This window comes from Nocardioides sp. NPDC057767 (assembly GCF_042798275.1).
Lineage (GTDB): Bacteria > Actinomycetota > Actinomycetes > Propionibacteriales > Nocardioidaceae > Nocardioides.
Genome location: NZ_JBHVKJ010000063.1, coordinates 1 through 22,985, shown reverse-complemented (window position 1 = coordinate 22,985; position 22,985 = coordinate 1). Strand labels below are relative to the sequence as shown.

The 22,985-nt window shown below is 69.2% G+C and carries 25 protein-coding genes; 13 read left to right on the top strand and 12 right to left on the bottom strand.

Annotated features, from left to right (window positions below):
• Positions 1-14 precede the first annotated feature (14 nt).
• The 3 genes from cysD (at position 15) to cysC (ending at position 3,493) form a co-directional block, all read left to right on the top strand.
• Positions 15-929, top strand: coding sequence for a sulfate adenylyltransferase subunit CysD (gene cysD / locus ACFVDI_RS24495; RefSeq protein WP_328528780.1), 915 nt, complete (start codon positions 15-17; stop codon positions 927-929).
• On the top strand, positions 929-2,179 hold the full coding sequence (locus tag ACFVDI_RS24490) for a sulfate adenylyltransferase subunit 1 (RefSeq protein ID WP_378911388.1): 1,251 nt from the start codon (positions 929-931) through the stop codon (positions 2,177-2,179). The genes cysD and ACFVDI_RS24490 overlap by 1 nt, the downstream gene beginning before the upstream one ends.
• 111 nt (positions 2,180-2,290) lie before the next feature.
• Complete coding sequence (gene cysC / locus ACFVDI_RS24485) at positions 2,291-3,493, top strand: adenylyl-sulfate kinase (protein WP_378911387.1); 1,203 nt, start codon at positions 2,291-2,293, stop codon at positions 3,491-3,493.
• Between the two features lie 9 nt (positions 3,494-3,502).
• On the opposite strand, the gene ACFVDI_RS24480 is transcribed toward cysC, so the two are convergent.
• Positions 3,503-4,654: an FAD-dependent oxidoreductase gene (locus ACFVDI_RS24480; RefSeq protein WP_378911385.1), complete on the bottom strand. Its 1,152-nt coding sequence runs from the start codon at positions 4,652-4,654 to the stop codon at positions 3,503-3,505.
• Positions 4,655-4,764: 110 nt separating this feature from the next.
• Here ACFVDI_RS24480 and ACFVDI_RS24475 point away from each other — a divergent pair, with 110 nt between their 5' ends.
• Positions 4,765-5,364 (top strand): TetR family transcriptional regulator, encoded by a 600-nt coding sequence (locus tag ACFVDI_RS24475; protein WP_378911384.1) that lies wholly within the window; start codon positions 4,765-4,767, stop codon positions 5,362-5,364.
• A 177-nt stretch (positions 5,365-5,541) separates the two neighbouring features.
• Here the strand turns inward: ACFVDI_RS24475 and ACFVDI_RS24470 are convergent, their stop codons facing one another.
• From ACFVDI_RS24470 to ACFVDI_RS24445, 6 genes are all read right to left on the bottom strand, one after another.
• The gene (locus tag ACFVDI_RS24470) at positions 5,542-6,366 is read right to left on the bottom strand and encodes a 3-keto-5-aminohexanoate cleavage protein (RefSeq protein ID WP_378911383.1); all 825 of its coding nucleotides are present in this window, start codon (positions 6,364-6,366) and stop codon (positions 5,542-5,544) included.
• A gap of 117 nt (positions 6,367-6,483) precedes the next feature.
• Positions 6,484-6,783 (bottom strand): DUF1416 domain-containing protein, encoded by a 300-nt coding sequence (locus ACFVDI_RS24465; RefSeq protein ID WP_378911382.1) that lies wholly within the window; start codon positions 6,781-6,783, stop codon positions 6,484-6,486.
• Positions 6,784-6,785: 2 nt separating this feature from the next.
• Positions 6,786-7,634, bottom strand: coding sequence for a sulfurtransferase (locus ACFVDI_RS24460; RefSeq protein WP_378911381.1), 849 nt, complete (start codon positions 7,632-7,634; stop codon positions 6,786-6,788).
• A 36-nt stretch (positions 7,635-7,670) separates the two neighbouring features.
• Positions 7,671-8,132: a DUF4395 domain-containing protein gene (locus ACFVDI_RS24455; RefSeq protein WP_378911380.1), complete on the bottom strand. Its 462-nt coding sequence runs from the start codon at positions 8,130-8,132 to the stop codon at positions 7,671-7,673.
• Positions 8,133-8,374: 242 nt separating this feature from the next.
• Positions 8,375-8,836 carry a thioredoxin family protein gene (locus tag ACFVDI_RS24450; protein ID WP_378911379.1) on the bottom strand — a complete coding sequence of 154 codons (462 nt, stop codon included), beginning with the start codon at positions 8,834-8,836 and terminating at the stop codon, positions 8,375-8,377.
• Between the two features lie 29 nt (positions 8,837-8,865).
• The gene (locus tag ACFVDI_RS24445; RefSeq protein WP_378911378.1) at positions 8,866-9,156 is read right to left on the bottom strand and encodes a MerR family transcriptional regulator; all 291 of its coding nucleotides are present in this window, start codon (positions 9,154-9,156) and stop codon (positions 8,866-8,868) included.
• A gap of 93 nt (positions 9,157-9,249) precedes the next feature.
• Here ACFVDI_RS24445 and ACFVDI_RS24440 point away from each other — a divergent pair, with 93 nt between their 5' ends.
• Positions 9,250-9,684: an Hsp20/alpha crystallin family protein gene (locus tag ACFVDI_RS24440; protein ID WP_378911377.1), complete on the top strand. Its 435-nt coding sequence runs from the start codon at positions 9,250-9,252 to the stop codon at positions 9,682-9,684.
• Between the two features lie 77 nt (positions 9,685-9,761).
• On the opposite strand, the gene ACFVDI_RS24435 is transcribed toward ACFVDI_RS24440, so the two are convergent.
• The gene (locus tag ACFVDI_RS24435; protein WP_378911376.1) at positions 9,762-10,031 is read right to left on the bottom strand and encodes a MoaD/ThiS family protein; all 270 of its coding nucleotides are present in this window, start codon (positions 10,029-10,031) and stop codon (positions 9,762-9,764) included.
• A gap of 121 nt (positions 10,032-10,152) precedes the next feature.
• Between ACFVDI_RS24435 and ACFVDI_RS24430 the strand changes: the two genes are divergently transcribed.
• From ACFVDI_RS24430 to ACFVDI_RS24420, 3 genes are read left to right on the top strand one after another with little or no spacing between them, the layout of a single operon-like run.
• Positions 10,153-10,899, top strand: coding sequence for a response regulator transcription factor (locus ACFVDI_RS24430; protein WP_378911375.1), 747 nt, complete (start codon positions 10,153-10,155; stop codon positions 10,897-10,899).
• 9 nt (positions 10,900-10,908) lie between these two features.
• The gene (gene mshD, locus ACFVDI_RS24425; protein WP_378911374.1) at positions 10,909-11,727 is read left to right on the top strand and encodes a mycothiol synthase; all 819 of its coding nucleotides are present in this window, start codon (positions 10,909-10,911) and stop codon (positions 11,725-11,727) included.
• Between the two features lie 11 nt (positions 11,728-11,738).
• On the top strand, positions 11,739-12,701 hold the full coding sequence (locus ACFVDI_RS24420; RefSeq protein ID WP_378911373.1) for an ADP-ribosylglycohydrolase family protein: 963 nt from the start codon (positions 11,739-11,741) through the stop codon (positions 12,699-12,701).
• 65 nt (positions 12,702-12,766) lie between these two features.
• Here ACFVDI_RS24420 and ACFVDI_RS24415 read toward each other — a convergent pair whose 3' ends face one another.
• From ACFVDI_RS24415 to ACFVDI_RS24405, 3 genes are read right to left on the bottom strand one after another with little or no spacing between them, the layout of a single operon-like run.
• Positions 12,767-13,723, bottom strand: coding sequence for a YgfZ/GcvT domain-containing protein (locus tag ACFVDI_RS24415; protein WP_378911372.1), 957 nt, complete (start codon positions 13,721-13,723; stop codon positions 12,767-12,769).
• Positions 13,720-14,154 (bottom strand): Fur family transcriptional regulator, encoded by a 435-nt coding sequence (locus ACFVDI_RS24410; RefSeq protein ID WP_378911371.1) that lies wholly within the window; start codon positions 14,152-14,154, stop codon positions 13,720-13,722. The genes ACFVDI_RS24415 and ACFVDI_RS24410 overlap by 4 nt, the downstream gene beginning before the upstream one ends.
• Positions 14,155-14,175: 21 nt before the next feature.
• On the bottom strand, positions 14,176-14,676 hold the full coding sequence (locus tag ACFVDI_RS24405; protein WP_378911369.1) for an FABP family protein: 501 nt from the start codon (positions 14,674-14,676) through the stop codon (positions 14,176-14,178).
• 60 nt (positions 14,677-14,736) lie between these two features.
• Here ACFVDI_RS24405 and ACFVDI_RS24400 point away from each other — a divergent pair, with 60 nt between their 5' ends.
• Both ACFVDI_RS24400 and ACFVDI_RS24395 read left to right on the top strand, forming a co-directional pair.
• Positions 14,737-15,096, top strand: coding sequence for a DsrE family protein (locus tag ACFVDI_RS24400; RefSeq protein ID WP_378911368.1), 360 nt, complete (start codon positions 14,737-14,739; stop codon positions 15,094-15,096).
• Positions 15,097-15,201: 105 nt separating this feature from the next.
• On the top strand, positions 15,202-17,841 hold the full coding sequence (locus ACFVDI_RS24395; RefSeq protein ID WP_378911367.1) for a hypothetical protein: 2,640 nt from the start codon (positions 15,202-15,204) through the stop codon (positions 17,839-17,841).
• Positions 17,842-17,844: 3 nt separating this feature from the next.
• On the opposite strand, the gene ACFVDI_RS24390 is transcribed toward ACFVDI_RS24395, so the two are convergent.
• The gene (locus ACFVDI_RS24390; RefSeq protein WP_378911366.1) at positions 17,845-18,903 is read right to left on the bottom strand and encodes an alpha/beta hydrolase; all 1,059 of its coding nucleotides are present in this window, start codon (positions 18,901-18,903) and stop codon (positions 17,845-17,847) included.
• Between the two features lie 117 nt (positions 18,904-19,020).
• Between ACFVDI_RS24390 and ACFVDI_RS24385 the strand changes: the two genes are divergently transcribed.
• From ACFVDI_RS24385 to ACFVDI_RS24375, 3 genes are all read left to right on the top strand, one after another.
• A complete protein-coding gene (locus ACFVDI_RS24385) occupies positions 19,021-21,216 on the top strand; it encodes an RNA degradosome polyphosphate kinase (protein ID WP_378911365.1) in 2,196 nt (731 codons plus the stop codon).
• Positions 21,217-21,298: 82 nt separating this feature from the next.
• Positions 21,299-21,916 carry a DUF47 family protein gene (locus tag ACFVDI_RS24380; protein ID WP_328528758.1) on the top strand — a complete coding sequence of 206 codons (618 nt, stop codon included), beginning with the start codon at positions 21,299-21,301 and terminating at the stop codon, positions 21,914-21,916.
• Positions 21,917-21,925: 9 nt separating this feature from the next.
• Positions 21,926-22,927 (top strand): inorganic phosphate transporter, encoded by a 1,002-nt coding sequence (locus ACFVDI_RS24375; RefSeq protein ID WP_328528757.1) that lies wholly within the window; start codon positions 21,926-21,928, stop codon positions 22,925-22,927.
• The last annotated feature ends 58 nt before the right edge of the window (positions 22,928-22,985 follow it).

Genomic DNA, 22,985 nt, shown 5'->3' with positions numbered 1-22,985 from the left:
CCTCTGGTTCCGTAATGACTGCAACACACGCCGACTACCGGCTCAGCCAGCTCGACCAGCTGGAAGCCGAGTCGATCCACATCTTCCGCGAGGCCGCGGCAGAGTTCGAGAAGCCTGTCCTGATGTTCTCGGGCGGCAAGGACAGCATCGTGATGCTGCGACTTGCGGAGAAGGCTTTCTTCCCGGCCAAGATTCCGTTCCCGGTCCTCCAGATCGACAACGGCCTCGACTTCCCCGAGGTCGCCGAGACCCGTGACCGCTGGGTCAGCCGTCTGGGCGTACGCCTGGTGATCGCGAGCATCGATGACGCGATCGCGCGCGGCATCGTCGTCGACGACGGCAAGACCTCGCGCAACCGCCTCCAGACGCCCACGCTGCTGAACGCGATCGAGGAGAACGGCTTCACCGCCGCCTTCGGTGGCGGTCGCCGCGACGAGGAGAAGGCCCGCGCCAAGGAGCGTGTCTACTCCCACCGTGACGAGTTCGGCCAGTGGGACCCGAAGAACCAGCGTCCCGAGCTCTGGTCGCTCTACAACGGCCGCCTCCACGAGGGCGAGCACATGCGGGTCTTCCCGATCTCCAACTGGACCGAGCTGGACATCTGGGACTACATCGGCCGCGAGGGCATCGAGATCCCGTCGGTCTACTTCGCCCACCAGCGCCGGGTCTTCGAGCGCGACGGCATGCTGCTCACCGAGACCCCGCTCAACCCGCTGCGCGAGGGCGAGGTCGTCACCGAGCGCACAGTTCGCTACCGCACCTGCGGCGACATGACCCTGACCGGCTGCGTCGAGTCGACCGCCGCCACCATCCCCGAGATCATCGAGGAGGTCGCCGCCGCCCGGGTCACCGAGCGTGGCGCGACCCGCGGTGACGACCGGTTCTCCGAGGCCGCCATGGAGGACCGCAAGAAGGAAGGTTACTTCTGATGGCCATGGACCTCCTGCGGTTCGCCACCGCCGGCTCGGTCGACGACGGCAAGTCCACCCTCATCGGGCGGCTGCTGTTCGACTCGAAGTCGATCTTCACCGACCAACTGGAGTCGGTCGAGAAGACCTCGCAGGACAAGGGCCACGGCTACGTGGACCTCTCGCTGCTGACCGACGGGCTGCGCTCCGAGCGCGAGCAGGGCATCACCATCGACGTGGCCTACCGCTACTTCGCGACGCCCAACCGCAAGTTCATCATCGCCGACACCCCCGGCCACGTGCAGTACACGCGCAACATGGTCACCGGTGCTTCGACGGCTGACCTCGGCCTCGTCCTGGTCGACGCTCGTCACGGCCTCACCGAGCAGTCCCGTCGCCACGCGGTGCTCCTGTCCCTGCTGCGCGTGCCGCACCTGGTGCTGTGCATCAACAAGATGGACCTCGTCGACTACTCCGAGGAGGTCTACAAGAAGATCTCCGCCGAGTTCACCGCGTTCGCGACCAAGCTCAACATCCCGGACCTCGAGGTCATCCCGATCTCGGCGCTCCAGGGCGACAACGTGGTGCAGCGCTCGGAGAGCATGACGTGGTACTCCGGCCCGACCCTGATCCACCACCTCGAGCACGTCCACGTCGCCTCCGACCGCGACCTGGTCGACGTGCGCCTCCCGGTGCAGTACGTCATCCGGCCGAAGTCGGACGACCACCACGACTACCGCGGCTATGCGGGTCAGGTGGCCGGCGGCGTACTCAAGCCGGGCGACGAGGTCATGGTCCTGCCCTCGGGCATGACGTCGAAGATCGCCGGGATCGACCTCTTCGACAAGGAGATCCCCGAGGCGTTCCCGCCGATGTCGGTGACGGTCCGCCTCGAGGACGACGTCGACGTGAGCCGTGGCGACATGATCTCGCGGGTCAAGAACGCCCCCGAGCCGAGCCAGGACATCGACGCGATGATCTGCTGGATGACCACCGCTCCGCTGCGTCCGCGGCAGAAGCTGGCCATCAAGCACACCTCCAACTCGGCGCGAGCGCTGGTCAAGGACATCCAGTACCGACTCGACGTCAACTCGCTCCACCGTGACCTGGAGACCAAGGAGCTCGGCCTCAACGAGATCGGCCGCGTGCAGCTGCGCACCACCAAGCCGCTGCTGTGCGACCCCTACTCGAAGAACCGCACCACCGGCTCCTTCATCCTCATCGACGAGGCGACCGGCGTCACCGTCGGCGCGGGCATGATCAACGACTAGCGAGCGTTCAGCGAGACACGAGTCGGCGCGTTTGCATCGCCGTCTTTCGAGCGAAGCGAGAAAGCAAGGTGCGAACGCGCCGACTCGTGGTGAGCCCCATAAGGTTGCCCCGTGCCAGTGCCGCAGTTCTCCCCGTCCCCGCGCGAGCTCGACGACATCGAGCTGATCGTCTCCGGCGCCCTCCCGGGCCCGCTGAACGCCCCGGGCTCCCCGCTGACCCTGGATCTTCCGTCGTCGGTCGCCTCGGCCGCGGCCGAGGACGGCTCGGTGGAGATCGTCGACCCCGAGGGTCTCCCGCTGGCGCGTGTCACCTGGCCAGCGGGCGAGGTCACCGGCCTCTCCTCCTCCGCCTATGGTCCGTTCCGGAGGCTCTACCTCACCCCGGAGCAGACCCGGAAGGCGTACGCCGGGAGGACGGTCGTCCCGGTCACCGACGCCCTCACCACCGCCGAGATCGCCGAGATCGCGGAGCTCGGACCGGTGCTGCTGCTCGCCCTGGTCGGGCACGGCACCCCCGCGCTCTCCCCCGTCGCGCTGCTGCGCGCGTCGCTGCTGGCCGCGGAGGACCTCCCCGACGCGGCCGTGGTCGCGGTGCCGCTGGCTTCGCACGACGACCCCGAGGCCGACCATGCCCTCGGCGTGGCCGTCCTGGAGGCGTACGCCGGGGGCGACCCGATCCACGCGCTCGCCTCGGGCACCTCGACCGAGTCGGCCGACTACACCGAGGCGATCGCCGCGGTCATCGCCGCTGACCAGCCGGCGCCCGAGGACCGGGGTCTGGTCATCTTCTTCACCGGCCTGTCCGGCTCCGGAAAGTCCACCCTCGCCCGCGCCCTGATGGACAGGATCCTCGAGCAGGGCGCCCGCACGGTCACCTCCCTCGACGGTGACGTCGTACGCCGCAACCTCTCCGCCGGGCTGACCTTCTCCAAGGAGGACCGGGAGACCAACATCCGCCGGATCGGCTGGGTGGCCGCCGAGATCTCCCGCCACGGCGGGCTCGCGGTCTGCTCCCCCATCGCGCCCTTCGACTCGACCCGCCAGGACGTACGCGGCTTCATCGCCGACGCCGGCGGCGCCTTCTTCCTGGTGCACGTGGCCACGCCGCTGGAGGAGTGCGAGCGGCGCGACCGCAAGGGCCTCTACGCCAAGGCCCGACGCGGCGAGATCCCGGAGTTCACCGGGATCTCATCGCCCTACGAGGAGCCGGCCGACGCCGACGTACGTGTCGACACCACCGGCCGCTCGATCGACGAGGCGCTGGAGGACGTCATCGCCGGCCTGCGCGAGGCGGGCTACCTCGACCTCGCCTGAGCATCTTGCTCAGCGGTCGCGGTAGACCAGCCCGGACAGACGCCAGGCGAGCATCCGGCGGAAGCGCGGGAGCCTCGCGAGCGTCGACAGCACCAGGTTGCGTACGCTCCGCCGGACTCCGTGCGCGATGCCGAACCGGGTCAGCCTGTCGGAGAGCTCGATGACCTCCTGGGCCACCGGTCGGCGGCGGCCGGCGTACTCGTCGAGTGCGGCCTCGTCTCCCTTGGCGATCGTGGCGACGAGCGCGTCGCCGAGAACGACCGCGTCCTGGAGGCCGGTGTTCATGCCCTGGCCGCCGGCCGGGCTGTGCACGTGGGCGGCGTCGCCGGCGATCAGCACCCGACCGGCACGGTAGGCGTCGGCGACGCGGTGGTGGACCCGGAAGCGGGATCCCCACACCACCTCGGTGACCGCGACCGGGCTCTTGAGGCTGCCTCGCCGGTCGAGGAGCCCCTGGACATAGTCGACGTCGGGCTGTTCCGGTGCCTCGGGTACCGGGGCCACGAACCGGAACGAGCCGTCGGGCAGCGGCGCGGAGACCAAAGTGCCCTCGGGCGAGAAGTAGAGGATGACCTCGTCGTGCGGCAGGTCGCCCTCGACCCGGACGTCGGCGAGGCTGAACGACTCGGCGTACTTTCCGCCCGGGAACCCGATCCCGGCCCTGTCGCGCACGGTCGAGTGCATCCCGTCGGCGCCGACGAGGTAGCGGGCGCGGATCTCGATGCCGTCCTCGGTGGTGGCGGTGACGCCCGTGTCGTCCTGGACGAGGTCGACCAGGGTGAGCGGGCGGCGTACGTGACCGCCGAGCTCGGTGAGGCGCTCCAGCAGGACGCGCTCGGTGACGGCCTGGGAGACCATCAGGGCGTAGGGGAACTCGCTGGGCAGGTCGTCGAAGCGGATCGGCACCAGGACCTTGTCGCGGTCGCGGATGGTGAAGCGCGGCGCCTCGATGCCTTCCTCGACCAGCCGCTCGGAGACACCGAGGTCGGCCAGCACCTCCAGCGTGCGGGCGTGGACGACCGCAGCCCGGGAGGTGTTGTCGCCCGAGGCCTGGTTGTCGATGACGGTGACGTCGATGCCGGCCGCCGCCAGCTTGGCCGCCACCGCCAGCCCGGTGGGGCCAGCGCCGGCGACGAGGACATCAGTGGTGATGGTGGACATGATGCGCTCCTTGGTCTCGTTGTTAGTCAACAGGCGTTGGCCAACCGGTGTTGACCAAGTTAGCGCGTCACCGTATTGACGTCAACAGGCGTTGGCCTACACTTGTTGACATGACCGACACCCGCCGATCCGGAGCCGAGACCCGCGAGCGCATCCTCGCCGTCGCACGAGAGCACTTCGCGAGGCAGGGATACGACCGCACCACCATCCGCGCGATCGCCTCCGAGGCACAGATCGACCCGTCGATGGTGATGCGCTATTTCGGCAGCAAGGAGGAGCTCTTCACTGCCGCCGCCTCGATCGACCTGGCTCTACCCGACCTCACCTCGGTCCCGGAGGGCGACGCGGGCCGCGTGATGACCGCCCATTTCGTACGCACATGGGACTCCGAGGGCACCCTGATGGCCCTGCTCCGCCGAGCCGCTTCGGATCCTCAGGCCGCGGAACAGATGCGGAGCATCTTCGCCACCCAGGTCGCCGCCGCTGTCGCACCCCTGTGCCCCGACCCCGCCCAAGCCGGGCGCCGGGCGGCCCTCGCGGCCACCCAGCTCCTCGGCATCGCACTGGGCCGCTACGTACTCCACCTCCCGCCCATCGTCGAGATGGACCCCGAGGAGATCGTCGCCTGGGTCGGCCCGACGATCGACCGCTACCTCACCGCCGAGTCGGCTCGTCCTGACCAAGATCAGGGCCGAGTCGGCTCGTTATGACGAGCCGACTCGACGCGGAAGTCCGTCAGAACGAGCCGACTCGGCGCACATGTCCCGCGAGAGCGCGCCGAGTCGGCGCAAATGTCCCAGGCTCGAAAAGCGTCTGCCGCGGAGACCGGGACAGATGCGCCGACTCGGCAACGCGAAGCGGGACAGATGCGCCGACTCGGCGGGTGGTTATCGCTTGAGGCCGAGGAGGGCCCAGGCCTCCTCGGTGCTCAGCGGCTGGCGCTGAGCGACGGCGGCGGCTTCGACGGCTCGCTCGACGAGCTGACGGTTGGCGTCGACCGGGACACCCTTGGCGAGGGTGAGTACGTCCTCCATCCCGACCCGCAGGTGACCGCCCATCGCCAACGAGGTGAGCATGACCGGGAGGGTCGAGCGGCCGATACCGGTCGCCGACCACGAGGTCACCTCCGCCGGCAGCGCGGCGACGGCCGCGACCAGCGCCGCGGAGGTGCCGGGCATGCCACCGGGCACACCCATGACGAAGTCGACGTGGACCTTGCCGCCGGCCGGCAGTCCGTACTTCCCCAGCAGCCGCTGCAGCGCGGCGACGTGGCCCAGGTCGAAGAGCTCGAACTCCGGCACCACGCCGCGCTCCTGGGTGAGCTGGTAGAGCTCGGTGATGAACGGCCACGGGTTGGAGAAGACGTCGTCGCCGAAGTTGGTCGTGCCCATCGTCAGCGAGCAGGAGTCCGGCCCGGCGTCGAGCACCTTCAGCCGCTTGTCCAGCGGGTCGTGGACCGAGCCGCCGGTGGAGAGCTGCACGATCAGCTCGGTCTTCTCGTGGAGCGCGTCGACCGTCTCGGTGAGCCGGCCGAGGTCGAGCGTCGGCGCATGGTCGTCGTCGCGGATGTGGACGTGAATCATCCGCGCTCCGGCCTCCTCACACTCGACGGCCGTCGCCACCAGCTCCTCCAGCGTCGTCGGCAGCTGCGGGCAGTCTTCCTTCGCGGTCTCCGCCCCGGTCGGCGCCACGGTCACAAGCAGTCCAGTCACCCGGACAATCTAGCGCCATTCACGGGAATCGCCGCAATATCTCCACCCAAGGACGGCAAAACGACGTGGGAGCCCCGGTGTCAGCCAGTGACACCGGGGCTCCCACGTCAGGGATCGTCAGCCGATCGGGATCGTCACCTCGGCGACGTTGCCGACCGCGGCGTGGACCTTCTTGTCCACGGGCTCGGCCTTCGGCGCGAGCGTACGCAGGGTCCACTCGCCGTCCCCGGCGAAGAACCGGAAGTGGCCGGTGGCCGAGGTGGGTACCTCGGCGGTGAACTCGCCGGTGCGGTCGAGCAGCCGTACGTAGGCACCCTGGACCGGCTGCCCCTCACGGGTCACCTGACCCTGGATGACTGCTTCCTTGGCGACGTCGACGCCGGCGAGCGAGAGCCCGCCCTCAGTTGCTCCGCACATGCTCAGGCCTCCCCGGGCTCGTCGCCGGTGACGACCGGAACGCCGACGAGGGAGCCGTACTCGGTCCACGAGCCGTCGTAGTTCTTCACGTTCTCCTGGCCGAGGAGCTCCTTGAGCACGAACCAGGTGTGCGAGGAGCGCTCGCCGATGCGGCAGTAGGCGATGGTGTCCTTGCTCCAGTCGACGCCGGCCTCGGTGTAGATCTCCTTCAGCTCCTCGTCGGAACGGAAGGTGCCGTCGTCGTTGGCCGCCTTCGACCACGGGACGTTGGCCGCGGTCGGGATGTGACCGGCGCGCTGAGCCTGCTCCTGCGGGAGGTGGGCCGGGGCGAGGAGGCGGCCGGCGAACTCGTCGGGCGACCGCACGTCGACCAGGTTCTGGGTGCCGATGGCCTCGACGACCTCGTCGCGGAAGGCGCGGATCGAGTGGTCCTGCTCCTGCGCGGTGTAGTTGGTCGCCTCGCGGGTGACGGCCTCGTCGGTCAGCTCGCGGGAGTCGAGCTCCCACTTCTTGCGGCCGCCGTCGAGCAGCTTGACGTCCTGGTGGCCGTAGAGCTTGAAGTACCAGAAGGCGTACGCGGCGAACCAGTTGTTGTTGCCGCCGTAGAGCACCACGGTGTCGTCGTTGGCGACGCCACGCTCGGAGAGCAGAGCGGAGAACTGGTCCTTGTTGACGAAGTCGCGACGGACCTGGTCCTGCAGGTCGGTGGTCCAGTCGAGCTTGATGGCACCCTTGATGTGGCCCTTGTCGTAGGCGGTGGTGTCTTCGTCGACCTCGATCAGCACCACCTTCGGGTCATCGAGGTGCTCCTCCACCCACTGGGCGGAGACGAGGGAGTTCTCGCGGGTCATCTAGGTACCTTTCGTTGTGTTTCTTGCGTTCAGGGGTCAGGCGGAGCGGGGCGAGCCCAGTCGCCTGATCAGCAGGTAGATCTCGCAGCCGAGGCAGAACCGGAAGACGGCATTGAGCACGGCCGCGACGAGCGCGAGGCCGAGGGCGATCTGCGCCAGGAGGGTGGCGCCGACGAGGTAGCCCACGAGCGCGACCACGAGGAAGGCGAGGCCGACCCCCTGGGCGAATCGGGGCGGTGCCGGGTCTTCGAGCTCGTCCGGCGCACCGAGGCGGGGACGTACGAGCCTCTTGAAGAGCCAGGCGTGCGGGGTCCGCTGAACGCCGAGACCAGCCCCGATCGCGAAGAGCACGGTCTGGATGACCGTGACCACCAGAGCCCATGGCTGCGGCAGCAGCAGGGCCAGGAGGATCACGCCCACGGTCAGCGCCGCAGCGAACTGCGGGCCACGAGGGTCGATGCCGGCCTGCGTCGCCGTCTTGCTCGAGGTCTCAGACATAGGTGTGCTCCTGCGAGAGTGAAGGGGAGGTCGTCAGGACGAGCCTGACAGGCGAAAGCGATCCCCGGTGTCGACTGGGTCGACAAATCTCAGGGAATCAGCGGCAGGAACGACACAGCGCCGAGCGCACGCGGCAGTGATCCACTGCGCGGCGCTTGGTCAGCATGGTCGAGAACATGCGATGACAGTAGCGCGATGCTCGACGGGCACGAAACGAATGTCTCGGAATGCGGACCAGCGTGTCAGGATTCGAGATCGTAGGCCGGGATCGCGCTCAGGACCTGCTCCTTGCGAGGCGCGCCCGAAGCGCGCGCCACCTCGTTGCCGGCACCGTCCAGCACCAGCGTCGTGGGAGTCCGCAGGATGTCGAGGCGGCGGACCAGGTCGAGGTGGTGCTCGGCATCGATCTCGATGTGGACCACGCCCGGGACGATCTCGGCGACCTCTCCCAGGATCCTCCGGGTCGCCCGGCAGGGTGCACAGAAGGCACTGGAGAACTGCACGAGCGTCGCGCGCCCACCGAGCTCGGCCTCGCCCAGCGCGTCGGTGACCGCATCCCAGGCGTGCGGCTCGGGCGGGTGATCCTCGTGGGACACGTGGAGCTCCTTCGTGCCTCGGAAGCGGCCGTCGGTGAGCAGCCGGAACACGCCGAAGGCGAGCGCGACGGCTATCGCGATGACGGCGATCCAGGCTCCGGTGCTCATGTGACCATTCAACCGGTAACCCGCCCCGCTCATTCCCCCGAGGGGCGCCGAAGTCTCTCGTTGGCGGCTTTCAGGCGGCGTACGTCCTCCTCCAGAGCCAGCACCCGGGCGATGCCGGCGAGGTTGAGACCGTCGGCGAGCAGGTCTCGGATGCGGACGAGGCGCTCGATGTCTGCGACGGAGTAGAGCCGGGTGCCGCCCGCGGTGCGCGCGGGGTCGACCAGCCCTCTGCGTTCGTAGACGCGGAGGTTCTGGATCTGCATCTCGGCCATCTCAGCTGCCACCGAGATGGCGTAGACGGCCCTGGTTCGCTCCTTCACACGAGCGATTCTGACATGCGGGCTTGAAATTCCCTAGGCGCTGGAATATATAAAAGATGTATCCGCTGATATAGATCCCGTGAGGAGGGAATCATGCTGATCCGAAGCACCGATCCGTTCCGCGAGTTCGACCGCATCACCCAGCAACTCCTGGGCGGAGGCACCACCAACCGCCCGGCCGTGATGCCGATGGACGCCTGGCGCGAGGGCGACCGGTTCGTCATCGAGTTCGACCTTCCCGGCGTCAGCCCGGACACGATCGACCTCGACGTCGAGCGCAATGTGCTCACCGTGAGGGCGGAGCGCGTCGCCAGGAACGGCGACTGGCAGATGCTGGCCAACGAGCGCGTGCGCGGCAGCTTCAGCCGTCAGCTCGTGCTCGGCGACAACCTCGACCTCGACCACATCGAGGCGGCGTACGACGCCGGCGTGCTGCGCCTGGTCGTGCCGGTCGCGGAGAAGGCCAAGCCGCGCAAGATCCAGATCGCGACGAGCCCCAAGTCGGAGCCGGCCGCGATCGAGAGCTGAGGAGCTAGGACCTGCCCGCCCCGGCAGGCCCTTACGCAGGTGAGTCACCGGGCGCGGGCTCCCCAGCCAGCTGTGATCTAGCCGCCCGCGAACGGCGGGAGGAACTCGACCGTCGACCCCGGTGGGACCTCGATCCCACTGGGGTCGGCCGTTCCTGCCGGGCGGTCGCCGATGAGCGCCGAGCAGACCTTCAGAACCTCGGGGAGGCGGGTGTCGGCGTGCAGCTCCGCGGCGCGGCGTACGACTTCTGCCAGCGTCAACGGACCGTCGACCTCGATCTGGTCCGACGCGGTTCCGGCCGCCGACTTGGCTGCGGCCCAGTAGCGGACCTCTATAACGTTCGTCACTTTCTCGTGGACAACCTTCCTATGTCACCGCGAGGTTTCGTTAATATGGTCCAACGATCACCTCACCGAGGCTCAATGTTGCGTTTCGGTGCTCCTCTTTCTCTGACCGAGAGGCACCCCGATGAGCTCGCTTCTGTTGCTGACCAGTTCACTCCAGCCTTCGGCAGACGTACTTCCGGGGCTCTCGCTCCTCGGCCACCAGGTGAAGATCCTTCCTGCTGAAGGTAGCGCGCTTCTCGAGGCGCCCGACTCCGACCTGCTGCTGGTGGACGGACGACAGGACCTCGCCCAGGCTCGCGACCTGTGTCGCCTGATCCGTACGACCGGCACCGACATCCCCGTTCTGCTGATCGCCACCGAGGGTGGCCTCGCGGTCGTCTCCCACGACTGGGGCATGGACGACGTCGTGCTGCACACCTGCGGTCCGGCCGAGCTCGAGGCCCGGATCAAGCTCTCGATCGGACGCAACTCGGCTGCCCGCGAGGCCTCCGACCCCGAGGCCCACGTCATCCGCTCCGGCGAGGTCGTCGTCGACGACGCCACCTACACCGCCAAGATCGGTGGCCGCCCGCTCGACCTGACCTTCAAGGAGTTCGAGCTCCTGAAGTTCCTCGCCCAGCACCCCGGCCGTGTCTTCTCCCGCCAGCAGCTGCTGCAGGAGGTCTGGGGCTACGACTACTTCGGCGGCACCCGCACCGTCGACGTCCACGTGCGTCGCCTGCGCGCCAAGCTCGGCCCGGAGAACGAGACCCTCATCGGCACCGTCCGCAACGTCGGCTACCGCTTCGTGCTGCCCTCGAAGAACAACGAGGCCGCCGCCGACGGCGCGCGGCTGACCCCGTCTCCTCGCCTGGGAGCTGAAGCCTAGGCTTCTCCCATGGCACTCAGCGTCGAGCAGGTCCTGGACATCGCGAAGGCGACCGAGGCGTACGACGGGGTGGCACCGCTCGACGAGGCGACCCTGCTGACGCTGCGCAACCGTCCGGACGACGCCACGATCTGGGGTGACGTACGCGGCTTCGGACTGTTGATCGGCACCGAGCTCTCGCTCGTGGTGCTGACCCAGCACCGCGGCGTGGGCCTCGGGCGCCAGCTGCTGCTTCGCGCGCCGTCGCTGAACCCCGGCACCACCGCCTGGTCCCACGGCGACAACCCGGCGGCGGCGCGGCTGGCTGCGAAACAGGGCTGGGAGCGCACCCGTGAGCTGTGGGTGATGCGGCGCCCCGCATCCGGACTGCCGGCCGCTCCCGAGTCCCCAGAGGGGGTCGTCGTACGCGGCTTCGAGCCCGGCGACGAGGCCGAGCTGCTCCGGGTCAACGCCGCCGCCTTCGCGCACCACCCCGAGCAGGGCTCGCTCGATGAGGCCGGACTCCGGGAGCGGATGTCGGAGCCGTGGTTCGACACATCGGGGCTGGTCACGGCATGGGAGGGCGAGAAGCTGCTCGCTTTCCACTGGACCAAACGTCACAGCGAGACCGAGGGCGAGGTCTACGTCGTCGGCGTCGATCCCGCCGCCCAGGGTCGCGGCCTCGGCAAGCTGGTGACCCTCCTCGGGCTGGGTCATCTGGCCGTCTCCGGTGTGGAGCGGATCCATCTCTACGTCGAGGGCGACAACACTCCTGCTGTTCGTCTCTACGAAGGGCTCGGTTTCACGCGCGCCGCGGCGGACACACACATCCAGTACACCCGCAACTAGGGTCTGGTCGCGTGAAGCTGACCGATTCTCAGAGTGACCGGGCCATCGGGGCCATCGTCGGGACCGCCGTCGCGGATGCGCTCGGGGCTCATTACGAGTTCGACCGACCGCCGCTCGGAGCGGACGAGAAGGCACAGATGCTCGGCGGCGGGCTCGGCCCGTTCGCGCCCGGGGAGTGGACCGACGACACCACGATGGCGTGGTGCATCCTCGACGTCGCCGCGCGGGGGCTCGACCTGCGCACCGAGGAGGGGCTGACCGCGGTCGGCCGCAACTTCCGGACGTGGGCGGAGTCGGAGCCGAAGGACATCGGTAACCAGACCGCGCGAGTACTCGACACCGCCGGCCCCGCTCCGACCGCCACGGACCTGCGGCTCGTCGCGGAGAAGCTCCACGAGATGACCGGTCACACGGGCGGCAACGGCTCGCTGATGCGTACGGCGCCGGTACCGCTCCACTATCTCGGTGACCGCCCGGCCGTGGCCGAGGCCGCGGCGGCGGTGAGCGCCCTGACCCACTGGGACGAGCACGCCCGGTCCGGCTGCGTGCTCTGGTCCCTGGCCATCGAGCACGCGGTGATGCACGGCGAGCTCGACGTACGCTCCGGCCTCTCCCTCCTCTCCCCCGTCGAGGCGTCCTTCTGGACCGAGAAGCTCGACGAGGCCGAGACCGCGCCGCCGTCGACGTTCAACCCCAACGGCTGGGTCGTCACCGCGCTGCAGGCCGCCTGGTCCGCGATCGCCCAGACCCCGGCCACGGGGCCCGAGCACTATGTCGAGGCACTCAACACCGCCATCCGGATCGGCAACGACACCGACACCGTCGCCGCGATCGCCGGCGGCCTCCTCGGCGCCCGCTGGGGCGCCTCCGCCATTCCGGCCGAGTGGCGCGCCCTCAGCCATGGCTACCCCGAGATCTCCGGCAACGTCCTCGCCACCCTCGCCCTCGAGGCCGTTGCCGCGCCCCGTCCCTGACGGTCGAGTCGGCAGAACTGGCGGCCACCACTACTGCAGGGTCGAGCCCAACGGGCTGGACCCGGTCAGCGCAGCGGGCGGATGTGGAGGCCGATCTCGGGGTCGACGAGGACCTCCTGAGCGACCGGCATCCCGTCCACGACGAGCTGCGCATCCACAGGTACGTTGCGCTTGACCAGCCCCAACGCGATCGGGCCGAGCTCGTGGTGACGAGCGGACGAACCCACGAACCCCACCGTCTTCTCCCCGAAGACGAGCTCGGAGCCGGCTACAGGCAGCCGGTTCTCGGAGCCGTCGAGGTGGAGCAGCACCAGGCGCCGCGGCGGGCGGCCCAGGGTGTGGACGCGGGCGACCGTCTCCTGGCCGCGGTAGCAGCCCTTGTCGAGGTGGACGGCGTACTCCGGGCCGACCACGTCAGCAGCCCCCGGCACCCAGCCGACCTCGTTGGGGATCGTGCGCGCATCGGTGTCCACGCCGAACCGCGGCTCACCACGCTCGATCCGGAGGGCCTCGAACGCCCAGAACCCGCAGGCGGGGCCTGCGGCAGCGGCGTACGTCTCCAAGGACTCGCGCGGGACGAAGGAGTAGCCCTGCGTCGGACGCCACACGCACGCCTGCGTCGTCTCGAGCGTTACGGTCACGTCGGACCAGAACCTCATCCGCTCCAGGTAGCCAGCCAGAGCCTCGCCTGCGCCCGGCTCGGTCCACGCCAGGAAGGCGGTGCCGTCGTCGACGCCGGAGAAGAAGTGCTCGACATGTCCCTGCGGCGACAGGATCAGGGCCGAGGTCCAGGCACCCGGGGCCAGCCTCTCGAACGCCTGCGAGGTCAGCGAGTGCAGCCAGGTCAGCCGGTCGGGCCCCGCGATCCGCACCACGTCACGGTGGGAGAGGTCGACGAAGCCCTCACCGGATGCCAGTGTCCGCTGCTCCAGGTTGAACGAGCCGTAGTGGGCGGCGACCGGTGCGTCGGCACCGTCGCCGGCGACGGCACCGGGCAGGGACAGAAGCGGGCTGGCAGTCATCGTGGCTCCTCAGAAGAACAGTCGACGCACGCCCCGAAGACAGTCAGATGAGCGACATCGACCTCGAAGGCGTACTCCTCACGCAGCCGCTCGCAGATTCCGTCGGCCACAGAGGGGTCAACGCTCGTGACCTTCTGACACTTCCTGCACACGGCGTGAAAATGCGGGCGCCCGGAGACCGAGTGGTAGGTCGAGGCCCGTTCGCCGAGGTGAGCATGGCGCACCAGGCCGAGCTCCTCGAGCACCTCGAGGTTGCGGTAGACGGTGGAGAGGTTGATCGCGGAGGACGACTCGCGCACGACCGCGAGCACCTCCTCGGGGGTGGCGTGCCGCAGCCGCTCGACGGCTCCGAGGACCAGCTCGCGCTGGGGCGTGAGGCGATAGCCCTTCGCGCGAAGGGCCTCGCGCCAGTCCTCAGCCGCCTCGGTCATCGCGACTACTACCTCCGCCTGTTACTTGGCTCGCTTGAGCCGCGCCCACAGGTGCGGCTGCAGCGCCTGACCCATCGCGGCCATGTCGTACGCATAGAGCAGGTCACCCTCGACGTTGCCGTAGAGGCGCTTGCCGGCGGTGTACTCCTTGGCCGTCTCCGTGCGAGCGACCGCGTCGGTGACGACGTCGAGCTTGCCGCCCTCGGCCTTGCCGTACCAGATCTCGACGATGCCGCTGCTGTGCGTCATCACCCACTCGACCTCGCCCTCGGGGCGGAAGCGGAGGAACCCGGTCTCCAGGGCGGCGTCGCGCACCTTCTCGCCGGTCTCGGGGTCGATGATCCACGAGCGCGCGAAGTAGTGGAAGAACGGTCGCCCGTCGTGGGTGAAGATCAGCTCCTGACCGAACTCGAACTTGTCGATCGTCGGATAGTCACCGTGCCCGTTGCCCTGCCAGGTGCCGAGCATCCACGCACAGGGACCGGCGTCGGGGTGAAGGTTCTCCGGGAGTTCGAAAGCCACACCCCGAGTTTAGGCCGTACGTCGCCTACGACCCGAAACGCAAGCGCTAGTGTGCTCGGCATGCAAGAACTCGTGGTGAAGGTGACCGTCGGCGCCGAGGCGCCCGAGCGTACGAACCAGGCCTTCACGGTCGCCTCGGCGGCCGCGACCGCCGGGGCCAAGGTGTCGCTGTGGCTCACCGGTGAGGCGACATGGTTCGCGGTGCCCGGACGCGCGGAGGAGTTCACGCTGGAGAACTCGGCGCCCCTGCAGGAGTTGATCTCCCTGGTGATCGAGGCCGGCGAGGTCACCGTGTGCAGCCAGTGCGCCTCCCGCCGAGAACTCACCGAGGACGACCTGATCAAGGGCATCACCATCAAGGGTGCGGTCGTGTTCACCGAGGAGATCCTCCGCGACGGCGTGCAGGCTCTCGTCTACTGATTTCGACACCGTCCGGAATTACACCCATGTAGTTCCAGGTAGCACGCGTGTTAATCCTCTCGGAGACTCCACACACCGCCTACTTCGCCGTTAGCATTCACCCTCGTGAGCACGCAGACCCCCAGTGGCAAGTGGTGGAGCCGGGATTCGGCCGCCCAGCCGGGTGACGACGAGGACCTGACGGCGCGCGCTGCGGAGCTGGCCCGCGCGGCCGCCGCAGCCGAGTCACTTCGCATCGCAGCCGAGCAGGCGGCCGCCGAGCAGGCGGCCGAGCGGCTGGTGGCCGAGGAGTCCGCCGCCCAGCACGCGACCGCCCGCGCCAAGGCCGACGAGACCGCCAAGCTCCACGCCGAGCTGGCCGCCGACGCCCACCAGGCGCGTGAGGTCGCCGAGAAGGCAGCCGAGGAGTACGCCCGCGCCCGGGTCGAGGCCGAGAAGCTCGCCGACACCCGCGCCAAGGAGCGTGCCGAGGCCGAGGAGGCCGCGGTCGCGAGGGGCAACGAGCTGGAGGCGGCCGAGCGTCGCCTCCTCGAGGCCGCCCGCACCGCCGAGGAGCAGACCCGCGCACGCAGCGAGGCCGAGGAGGCCGCCCGCGCCAAGGCCGAGGAGGCAGCAGCCGCAGCCGCCGCAGCAGCCGAGGCCCACACGAAGGCAGCCGAGCACGCCGAGCTGGCCAAGGCCGCCTACGCCGCGCGGAGCGTCGCCGAGGCAGCCGCCGAGGACCGCCTCGAGGAGATGGACGAGCTTCGCGACGCACTGGCGGCGGCCGAGAAGGCTGCCCGCAAGGCCGCCGACGAGGCACGCGCCGCCTACGAGGCACGCAGCGAGGCAGAGGCAGCGGCCGAGGCCGCCTACACCGCCCGCACCGCGGCCGACGCACGTTCCGAGGAGCTCGCGCGCATGCGTGAGGAGGCCGATGCCGCTGCGGCCGGCCGGGCCGACGAGGCGCTGGCGGCGTTCACCGCGCGCCAGGCCGCCGAGCAGGCCGCGAACGACCGTGCGAGCGAGGCCGAGAAGGCAGCGGCCGCACGCATCACGGCCGAGGAGTCCGCGGTCGCGATGGCGACCCAGGCCGAGAAGGCCGAGCAGGCCCGCAAGGAGGCCGAGGCCGCCGCCGAGGCCGCCTACGCCGCCGCCGAGGAGGCTGCGACCGCCCGAGCCAAGGCCGAGGAAGCGGCAAAGGAGGCCTTCGAGGAGCGCAAGGCCGCCGACGCCAACGCCGAGGACCACGCGATGACCCGGGCGGCGGCCGAGGCCGCGGCTGCCGACCAGTACGCCGTGGCAGCCGAGGCGCTCGCGGCCCGCACCGAGGCGGAGGAGGCGGCGCTGCGCGCCTTCAAGGCGGCCGACGCCGCCAACGACGCCCGCCTCGAGGCCGAGAAGAGCGCGAAGCAGTACGCGGAGTTCGCCGCTGCCGCCGCGCACGAGGCCAACGAGAACGAGGAGCGCTACCGACAGCTCACCGAGCTCGCCTCGCAGGCCGAGCAGGCAGCCGAGTCCGCCAACCTCGCCCGGATGGCGGCCGACCAGCGTGCCTCCGAGCACGCCGACCTCGCCGTGCAGGCGCTCGAGGGCCGGCGTGCCGCCGAGCGCGCTGCGACCGAGGCCAACGAGGGCCGTCGCGCGGCCGAGACCGCGCTGCGTACCGCCCATGAGTCGATGACCGAGGTCATCACCGGGCAGGCCCGCGAGCGTGAAGAGGCCGAGCGCCGGATGACGGAGATGATGAACCGTCTGGCCGAGGTCCAGGAGCAGGCCGCCGAGGCCGTACGTCTGCGGGCCGAGGCCGAGGAGGTCGCCGGTCAGAAGGCGATCGACCGCCAGGCCGTCGAGGCCTCGATCCTGCACAACACCCAGCTGGTCGAGCAGGCCATCGTGGACCGGCAGATCGCCGAGCGCCGTAGCGCCCAGCTCGCCAAGCAGCTCGCCGACCTGCGCGAGGCGGTCATGCTCGCGGTCAAGGGCGGCAGCACCAACAAGCGCGCGATGCAAGCCCTCGAGCTCACCCTCGCCGCGACCCCGAACCCGCCGGAGGCGAGCCTGCCCATCCCGGACGCTCCTGAGGAGCCGCTGGTGGTAGAGCCGCTCGAGCCCGTCGCGCCGGTCCACAACGACAAGACCACCGCCCCCGCGCCGGTCGGCTCATCGGCCGCACCCACGGCCGGCCCCCCGACCGCGCCGGTGAACCTGCCCGAGCGCCCGACCGGCAAGAAGCAGGGCAACAAGAAGTCGGCGCCGTCCAACGACGCGGCCGCGGGCCAAACGGATCTGCCCGACACCCCGAGCGACTCGCTCCCCCAGCGCTCGAGCGGCTGGCTGGCAGCGGTCAAGCTCGCCGAGTCGGGCAAGTTCCCCGGCGCCAAGATCCCCGGCGCGGACTCCGTTCCCGAGCCCACCAACCCCGTCGGCGACGCGTCTGACGCCGGCCTGGAGGGCGAGCCGGCCGGCACCAAGAAGCTCACCGTCCGCACCTTCAAGCCCGAGGACGGCTCGCTCATGACCGAGAGCACCGTCACGGTCACCGAGGAGGGTGTGCTCGACGTACGCAAGGACGAGCAGACCCACACCTACGACCTCTACGACACCCACACCGACATCACCATCAAGGGTGAGCCGGCCACCGACGAGTGGGTCGTCGAGTTCAACACGGACGAGGCCGGTGCGGTCCAGGTCGACAAGTCGATGGTCGACCCCGAGGCGTTCCAGCGCGAGGTGCTCCGCTGGCGCCCCGACATGGCCGGCTGATCGTCACAAGTTGTCCTTCAGAACCCGAGCGATCTCGAGCACAGCAGCGCGTGACGTACGTCCGGCGCCGACCACGTTCAAGAACCCATGGATCTGGTCGGCGAAGCGCTTGTGCGCGACCTTGACCCCGGCCTCCTCGAGCTTGGCGGCGTACGCCTCACCCTCGTCGCGCAGCGGGTCGAAACCCGCGGTCGCGACGTAGGCCGGGGCGACCCCGCTCGTCGGGATCTCGGCGTGCAGCGGAGCATGGCGCGGGTCGCGACGGTCGGTGCCCTCGGGCAGGTAGTTGTCGGTGGCCGCGGCGATGAAGTCGGCGGTCAGGTAGAAGCCCTCGCGGAGATCCTCGCGGCTGCGGGTGTTCGCCTCCGACTGCGTCACCGGGTAGATGAGCAGCTGGAACGCGCAGGCCTCGCCGACCGCGAGAGCGACCCCGGCCGCCAGGTTGCCGCCGGCGGAGTCGCCGCCGACCCCGATCCGGGACGGGTCCACGCCGAGCTCGGCCGCATGCTCGACCGCCCACCGGAACGCCGCGATCGAGTCGTCGTAGGCAGCCGGGAACGGCGACTCCGGCGCCAGCCGGTAGTCGACGGAGAGCACCTTGACGCCGGACTCGCTGGCCAGCAGCCGGCAGGGAGCGTCGTGGCTGTCGAGGTCGCCGAAGATGAAGCCGCCGCCGTGCAGGAAGACCAGCAGCGGAGCGTTGCCCGAGACGCCCTCGGGGACGTAGAGGCGCGCCTTCAGGCCCGCGACCCACAGCTCGCGCACCGACCCGATCTCCTGGCGACCACCGCCGAGCTGCGACTGCCGCAGCAGCGCCACCCGCCCCTTCGGGATCGGCAGCGTCGACGGGTCCGGCTCCCCCGACACCTTCATCAGCGCGAGCATGATCTGGGTGTCCACGGCGAGCGTCTGCCCGTCGTACGTCACCGGCTTGCCGACGATCCGTCGCTGCACCGCGGCCGGCAGGTTCAAAGCCGCCGCGAATGCCAGCCCCTTGATCGGGGTCACCACAGGCGCCACCACGGGATCGATCACGGACGACGCACGCTCAAGAATCGACATGCGCCCAAACTACCTGTTACCAGGGACATCGTGTAGCAGGTAGTTCACCAGACGATCGCCGGAACGTACCGTGGAATCGACGGTTCCGAACCCACCCTCGGATGAAAGACTGGCCCCATGAGTCTCGACCCGCAGGCCCCCACCCGCTCGGCCGAGGACACCGTGAGCCTGACCGCGGTTCCCGACCAACCCTTCGACGTCGAACCCGAGTACCTCCCGGACCACGAGGCACTGGCCGAGGTCGAGAAGTACGAGGACCGGTTCCTCGACCGGGAGCTGTCCTGGCTGCGGTTCAACGAGCGGGTGCTGGAGCTGGCGGAGGACGACACGCTGCCGCTGCTCGAGCGCGTACGTTTCCTGGCGATCTTCACCTCCAACCTGGACGAGTTCTTCATGGTCCGCGTCGCCGGGCTGAAGCGGCGGATCGCGGCTGGGGTGGCGGTGCGTGCGGCGTCCGGGCTGATGCCGCGCGAGGTCCTCGAGCTGATCTGGCGGAAGACGCGGGAGCTCTCCGAGCGGCATGCGGAGGTGTTTCGCGACAAGGTGAAGCCGGCGCTGCTCGGAGAGGGCATCCAGCTGCTGCACTGGGAGGACCTCACCCCCGAGGAGGTCAAGGCCTGCAAGAAGCTGTTCAAGGAGCGGGTCTACCCGGTGCTGACACCGCTGGCGGTCGACCCGGCCCACCCGTTCCCCTACATCTCCGGCCTCTCCCTCAACCTGGCGGTCCGGCTGAGGGACCCGAAGACGAAGAAGAAGCACTTCGCCCGGGTCAAGGTCCCGCCGATCTTCACCCGCTTCGTGCCGCTGGGCGACGACCGCTTCGTGCCGCTCGAGGAGATCATGCGCGAGCGGCTGCACAAGCTCTTCCCGGGGATGGAGATCCTCGAGGTGCACACCTTCCGGGTGACCCGCAACGAGGACCTCGAGGTCGAGGAGGACGACGCCGAGAACCTCCTCACCGCGCTGGAGAAGGAGCTGCTGCGGCGGCGTTTCGGCCCTCCCGTACGCCTCGAGGTGCAGGAGTCGATGACCGACTCGACCCTCGACCTGCTGGTCTCCGAGCTCGGCATCTCCGACAAGGAGGTCTTCCGGCTTCCCGGCCCGCTCGACCTGCGTGGTCTGCACGGCATCGCCGACATCGACCGCGAGCAGCTGAAGTATCCGGCCTTCGTGCCGAGCACCCACCCGGCGCTGGCCCCGGTCGAGAGCGCCGCACCGGTCGACGTCTTCAAGGCGGCACGTCGTGGCGACATCCTCCTGCAGCATCCCTACGACTCGTTCGCGACGAGCGTGCAGCGCTTCATCGAGCAGGCGGCGGCCGACCCGCGGGTGCTGGCGATCAAGCAGACCCTCTATCGCACCTCCGGCGACTCCCCCATCATCGACGCCCTGATCGACGCCGCCGAGGCCGGCAAGCAGGTCTTGGTTCTGGTCGAGATCAAGGCGCGCTTCGACGAGGTGGCCAACATCCGCTGGGCGCGCAAGCTCGAGCAGGCCGGCTGTCACGTGGTCTACGGCCTGGTCGGCCTGAAGACCCACTGCAAGCTGGCGATGGTGGTGCGCGAGGAGCCCGACGGCACCATCCGCCGCTACACCCACATCGGCACCGGCAACTACAACCCCAAGACCTCTCGGCTCTACGAGGACATGGGGCTGATCACCACCAACGAGAACATCGGCGAGGACGTCGCCCATCTGTTCAACAACCTCTCCGGCTGGAGCCGGGAGGCGACGTACGAGCAGCTTCTCGTCGCACCCGGAAACGTACGCAGCGGCCTGATCGAGCAGATCCACGCCGAGATCGCCCACCATCTGGCAGGACGGCCGGCACGGATCCGGCTCAAGGCCAACTCCGTCGTGGACGAGGCCGTCATCGACGCCCTCTACCTGGCCTCGCAGGCAGGCGTGCCGGTCCAGCTGCTGGTGCGCGGCATCTGCGCGCTACGCCCGGGCGTGGAGGGGCTCAGCGAGACCATCGAGGTGCGCTCCATCCTGGGCAGGTTCCTGGAACACTCGCGGATCTTCTGGTTCGAGAACGGCAACGCCGACGACGGGGACGGTCCGACCGCCTGGATCGGCTCGGCCGACATGATGCACCGCAACCTCGACCGCCGGGTCGAGGCCCTCGTACGTCTGCCCACGCCGGAGCTCGTGGCGGAGGTCGGCGCACTGTTCGACCTGGCATTCGAACCGTCGACCGACGCCTGGATCCTCGGGTCCGACGGAACGTGGACCCGAAACCACGCTCCCGACCATCTCCAGGCGATGTTGATCACACGCCAGCGGCAGCGCAGGCGCGCCTCGGCGGGCTGAACACGCCCCTGGCTTTCGTCGTGTCAAGCGGACTCGCCTAACATGAGCCCGCAGGTCTGCCTCATCCAGCCAGGAGCCCCCCGTGCGTTTCCGAATCCGCCCGGTCGACACGTCGTTCTACGACCTGTTCACCGAGTCTGCCAACCACCTCGTCGGCGGTGTCTCGCTGCTCGCCGAGATGCTCAGCGACAATGCCGATCGTGAGGACGTCGCGCGACGGATGCGCGACGCGGAGCATGCCGCTGACGAGACCACCCACGAGCTCGTGAAGAAGGTCAACTCGACCTTCGTCACGCCGTTCGACCGCGAGGACATCTACGCCCTCGGCTCCGGTCTCGACGACGTGATGGACTCGATGGACGAGGTCGTCGACCAGATCTTCGTCTACGGCGTCAACATCCTGCCCCCGGAGCTCTCCGACCAGGTCACCGTGCTCCAGCGCTGCGCTGAGCTGACCGCGTCGGCCATGCCCAAGCTGCGCTCCATGAAGGAGCTCTCGGAGTACTGGATCGAGATCAACCGTCTCGAGAACCAGGGCGACAAGAACCACCGCCGCATTCTCGCCAAGCTCTTCTCCGGTGAGTACGACGCACTCGAGGTCCTCAAGCTGAAGGACATCGTCGAGTCCCTCGAGGACGCGATCGACGGATTCGAGAAGGTCGCGAACACCGTCGAGCAGATCGCCGTCAAGGAATCCTGAGCCTGCTCAATGGAACTCGCCATTGTCATCGCGGTGGTCGTCGTCGCCCTGGTCTTCGACTACACCAACGGCTTCCATGACGCCGCCAACGCCATCGCGACCTCCGTGTCCACGCGAGCGCTCACACCGCGCATCGCCCTCCTGCTCGCGGCGGTGATGAACTTCGTCGGTGCCTTCCTGGGCCAGAAGGTCGCCCACACCGTCTCCGACACCATCACGCCACCATCGGGTGCCCATGGTCTGACAGTCGTGATGGCCGGCCTGCTCGGCGCCATCGCCTGGAACATGATCACCTGGTACTTCGGGCTGCCCTCGTCCTCCTCGCACGCACTCATCGGCGGTCTGGCCGGCTCGGCGATCGCCGCCGGCGCGTTCGTCAACTGGTGGACGGTGCTGCAGAAGGTCGTCATCCCCATGTTCGTGTCGCCGTTCGTCGCCTTCAGCCTCGGCTTCGGCGTGATGCTCGCGATCATGTGGATCTTCCGGCGCGCCAACCCGCACAAGGCGCAGAAGGGCTTCCGGATCGCGCAGACGATCTCGGCGGCCGCGATGGCGCTCGGTCACGGCCTCCAGGACGCACAGAAGACCATGGGAGTCATCTTCCTCGCCCTGGTCACCGGCGGCTTCCTCTCCGAGGGCGACGGTCTCCCCTTCTGGGTCATCGCCGCGGCCGCCACGGCGATCTCGCTCGGCACCATGTCCGGAGGCTGGCGCATCATGCGCACCCTCGGCCGTCGCATCATCCACCTGGACCCCTCCCGCGGCTTCGCCGCGGAGTCTGTCGCCGCCTCGGTGCTCTACACCACGGCGTACGTCTGGGAGGCCCCGATCTCGACCACGCACACGATCACCTCCTCGATCATGGGCGTGGGCGCCACCAAGCGGTTCTCCGCGGTCCGCTGGGGTGTCGCGAAGTCGATCGTCGCGGCCTGGATCTTCACCTTCCCGGCCGCCGGCGGTGTCGCGGCGCTGACCTACCTGATCTGCCACTTCGTCTTCCAACTCCCGTAAGACCAAGCCGAGTCGGCTCATCCTGACCCCAAAACCCGCCGAGTCGGCGCGTCATGAC

Bases quoted from the DNA above. Each gene is read 5' to 3' on its own strand.
- cysD (WP_328528780.1), top strand. From the start codon at position 15: ATGACTGCAACACACGCCGACTACCGGCTCAGCCAGCTCGACCAGCTG.
- ACFVDI_RS24490 (WP_378911388.1), top strand. From the start codon at position 929: ATGGCCATGGACCTCCTGCGGTTCGCCACCGCCGGCTCGGTCGACGAC.
- ACFVDI_RS24480 (WP_378911385.1), bottom strand. From the start codon at position 4,654: ATGTCCACCATCACCACTGATGTCCTCGTCGCCGGCGCTGGCCCCACC.
- ACFVDI_RS24475 (WP_378911384.1), top strand. From the start codon at position 4,765: ATGACCGACACCCGCCGATCCGGAGCCGAGACCCGCGAGCGCATCCTC.
- ACFVDI_RS24465 (WP_378911382.1), bottom strand. From the start codon at position 6,783: ATGTGCGGAGCAACTGAGGGCGGGCTCTCGCTCGCCGGCGTCGACGTC.
- ACFVDI_RS24460 (WP_378911381.1), bottom strand. From the start codon at position 7,634: ATGACCCGCGAGAACTCCCTCGTCTCCGCCCAGTGGGTGGAGGAGCAC.
- ACFVDI_RS24455 (WP_378911380.1), bottom strand. From the start codon at position 8,132: ATGTCTGAGACCTCGAGCAAGACGGCGACGCAGGCCGGCATCGACCCT.
- ACFVDI_RS24450 (WP_378911379.1), bottom strand. From the start codon at position 8,836: ATGAGCACCGGAGCCTGGATCGCCGTCATCGCGATAGCCGTCGCGCTC.
- ACFVDI_RS24440 (WP_378911377.1), top strand. From the start codon at position 9,250: ATGCTGATCCGAAGCACCGATCCGTTCCGCGAGTTCGACCGCATCACC.
- ACFVDI_RS24430 (WP_378911375.1), top strand. From the start codon at position 10,153: ATGAGCTCGCTTCTGTTGCTGACCAGTTCACTCCAGCCTTCGGCAGAC.
- mshD (WP_378911374.1), top strand. From the start codon at position 10,909: ATGGCACTCAGCGTCGAGCAGGTCCTGGACATCGCGAAGGCGACCGAG.
- ACFVDI_RS24415 (WP_378911372.1), bottom strand. From the start codon at position 13,723: ATGACTGCCAGCCCGCTTCTGTCCCTGCCCGGTGCCGTCGCCGGCGAC.
- ACFVDI_RS24410 (WP_378911371.1), bottom strand. From the start codon at position 14,154: ATGACCGAGGCGGCTGAGGACTGGCGCGAGGCCCTTCGCGCGAAGGGC.
- ACFVDI_RS24400 (WP_378911368.1), top strand. From the start codon at position 14,737: ATGCAAGAACTCGTGGTGAAGGTGACCGTCGGCGCCGAGGCGCCCGAG.
- ACFVDI_RS24390 (WP_378911366.1), bottom strand. From the start codon at position 18,903: ATGTCGATTCTTGAGCGTGCGTCGTCCGTGATCGATCCCGTGGTGGCG.
- ACFVDI_RS24385 (WP_378911365.1), top strand. From the start codon at position 19,021: ATGAGTCTCGACCCGCAGGCCCCCACCCGCTCGGCCGAGGACACCGTG.
- ACFVDI_RS24375 (WP_328528757.1), top strand. From the start codon at position 21,926: ATGGAACTCGCCATTGTCATCGCGGTGGTCGTCGTCGCCCTGGTCTTC.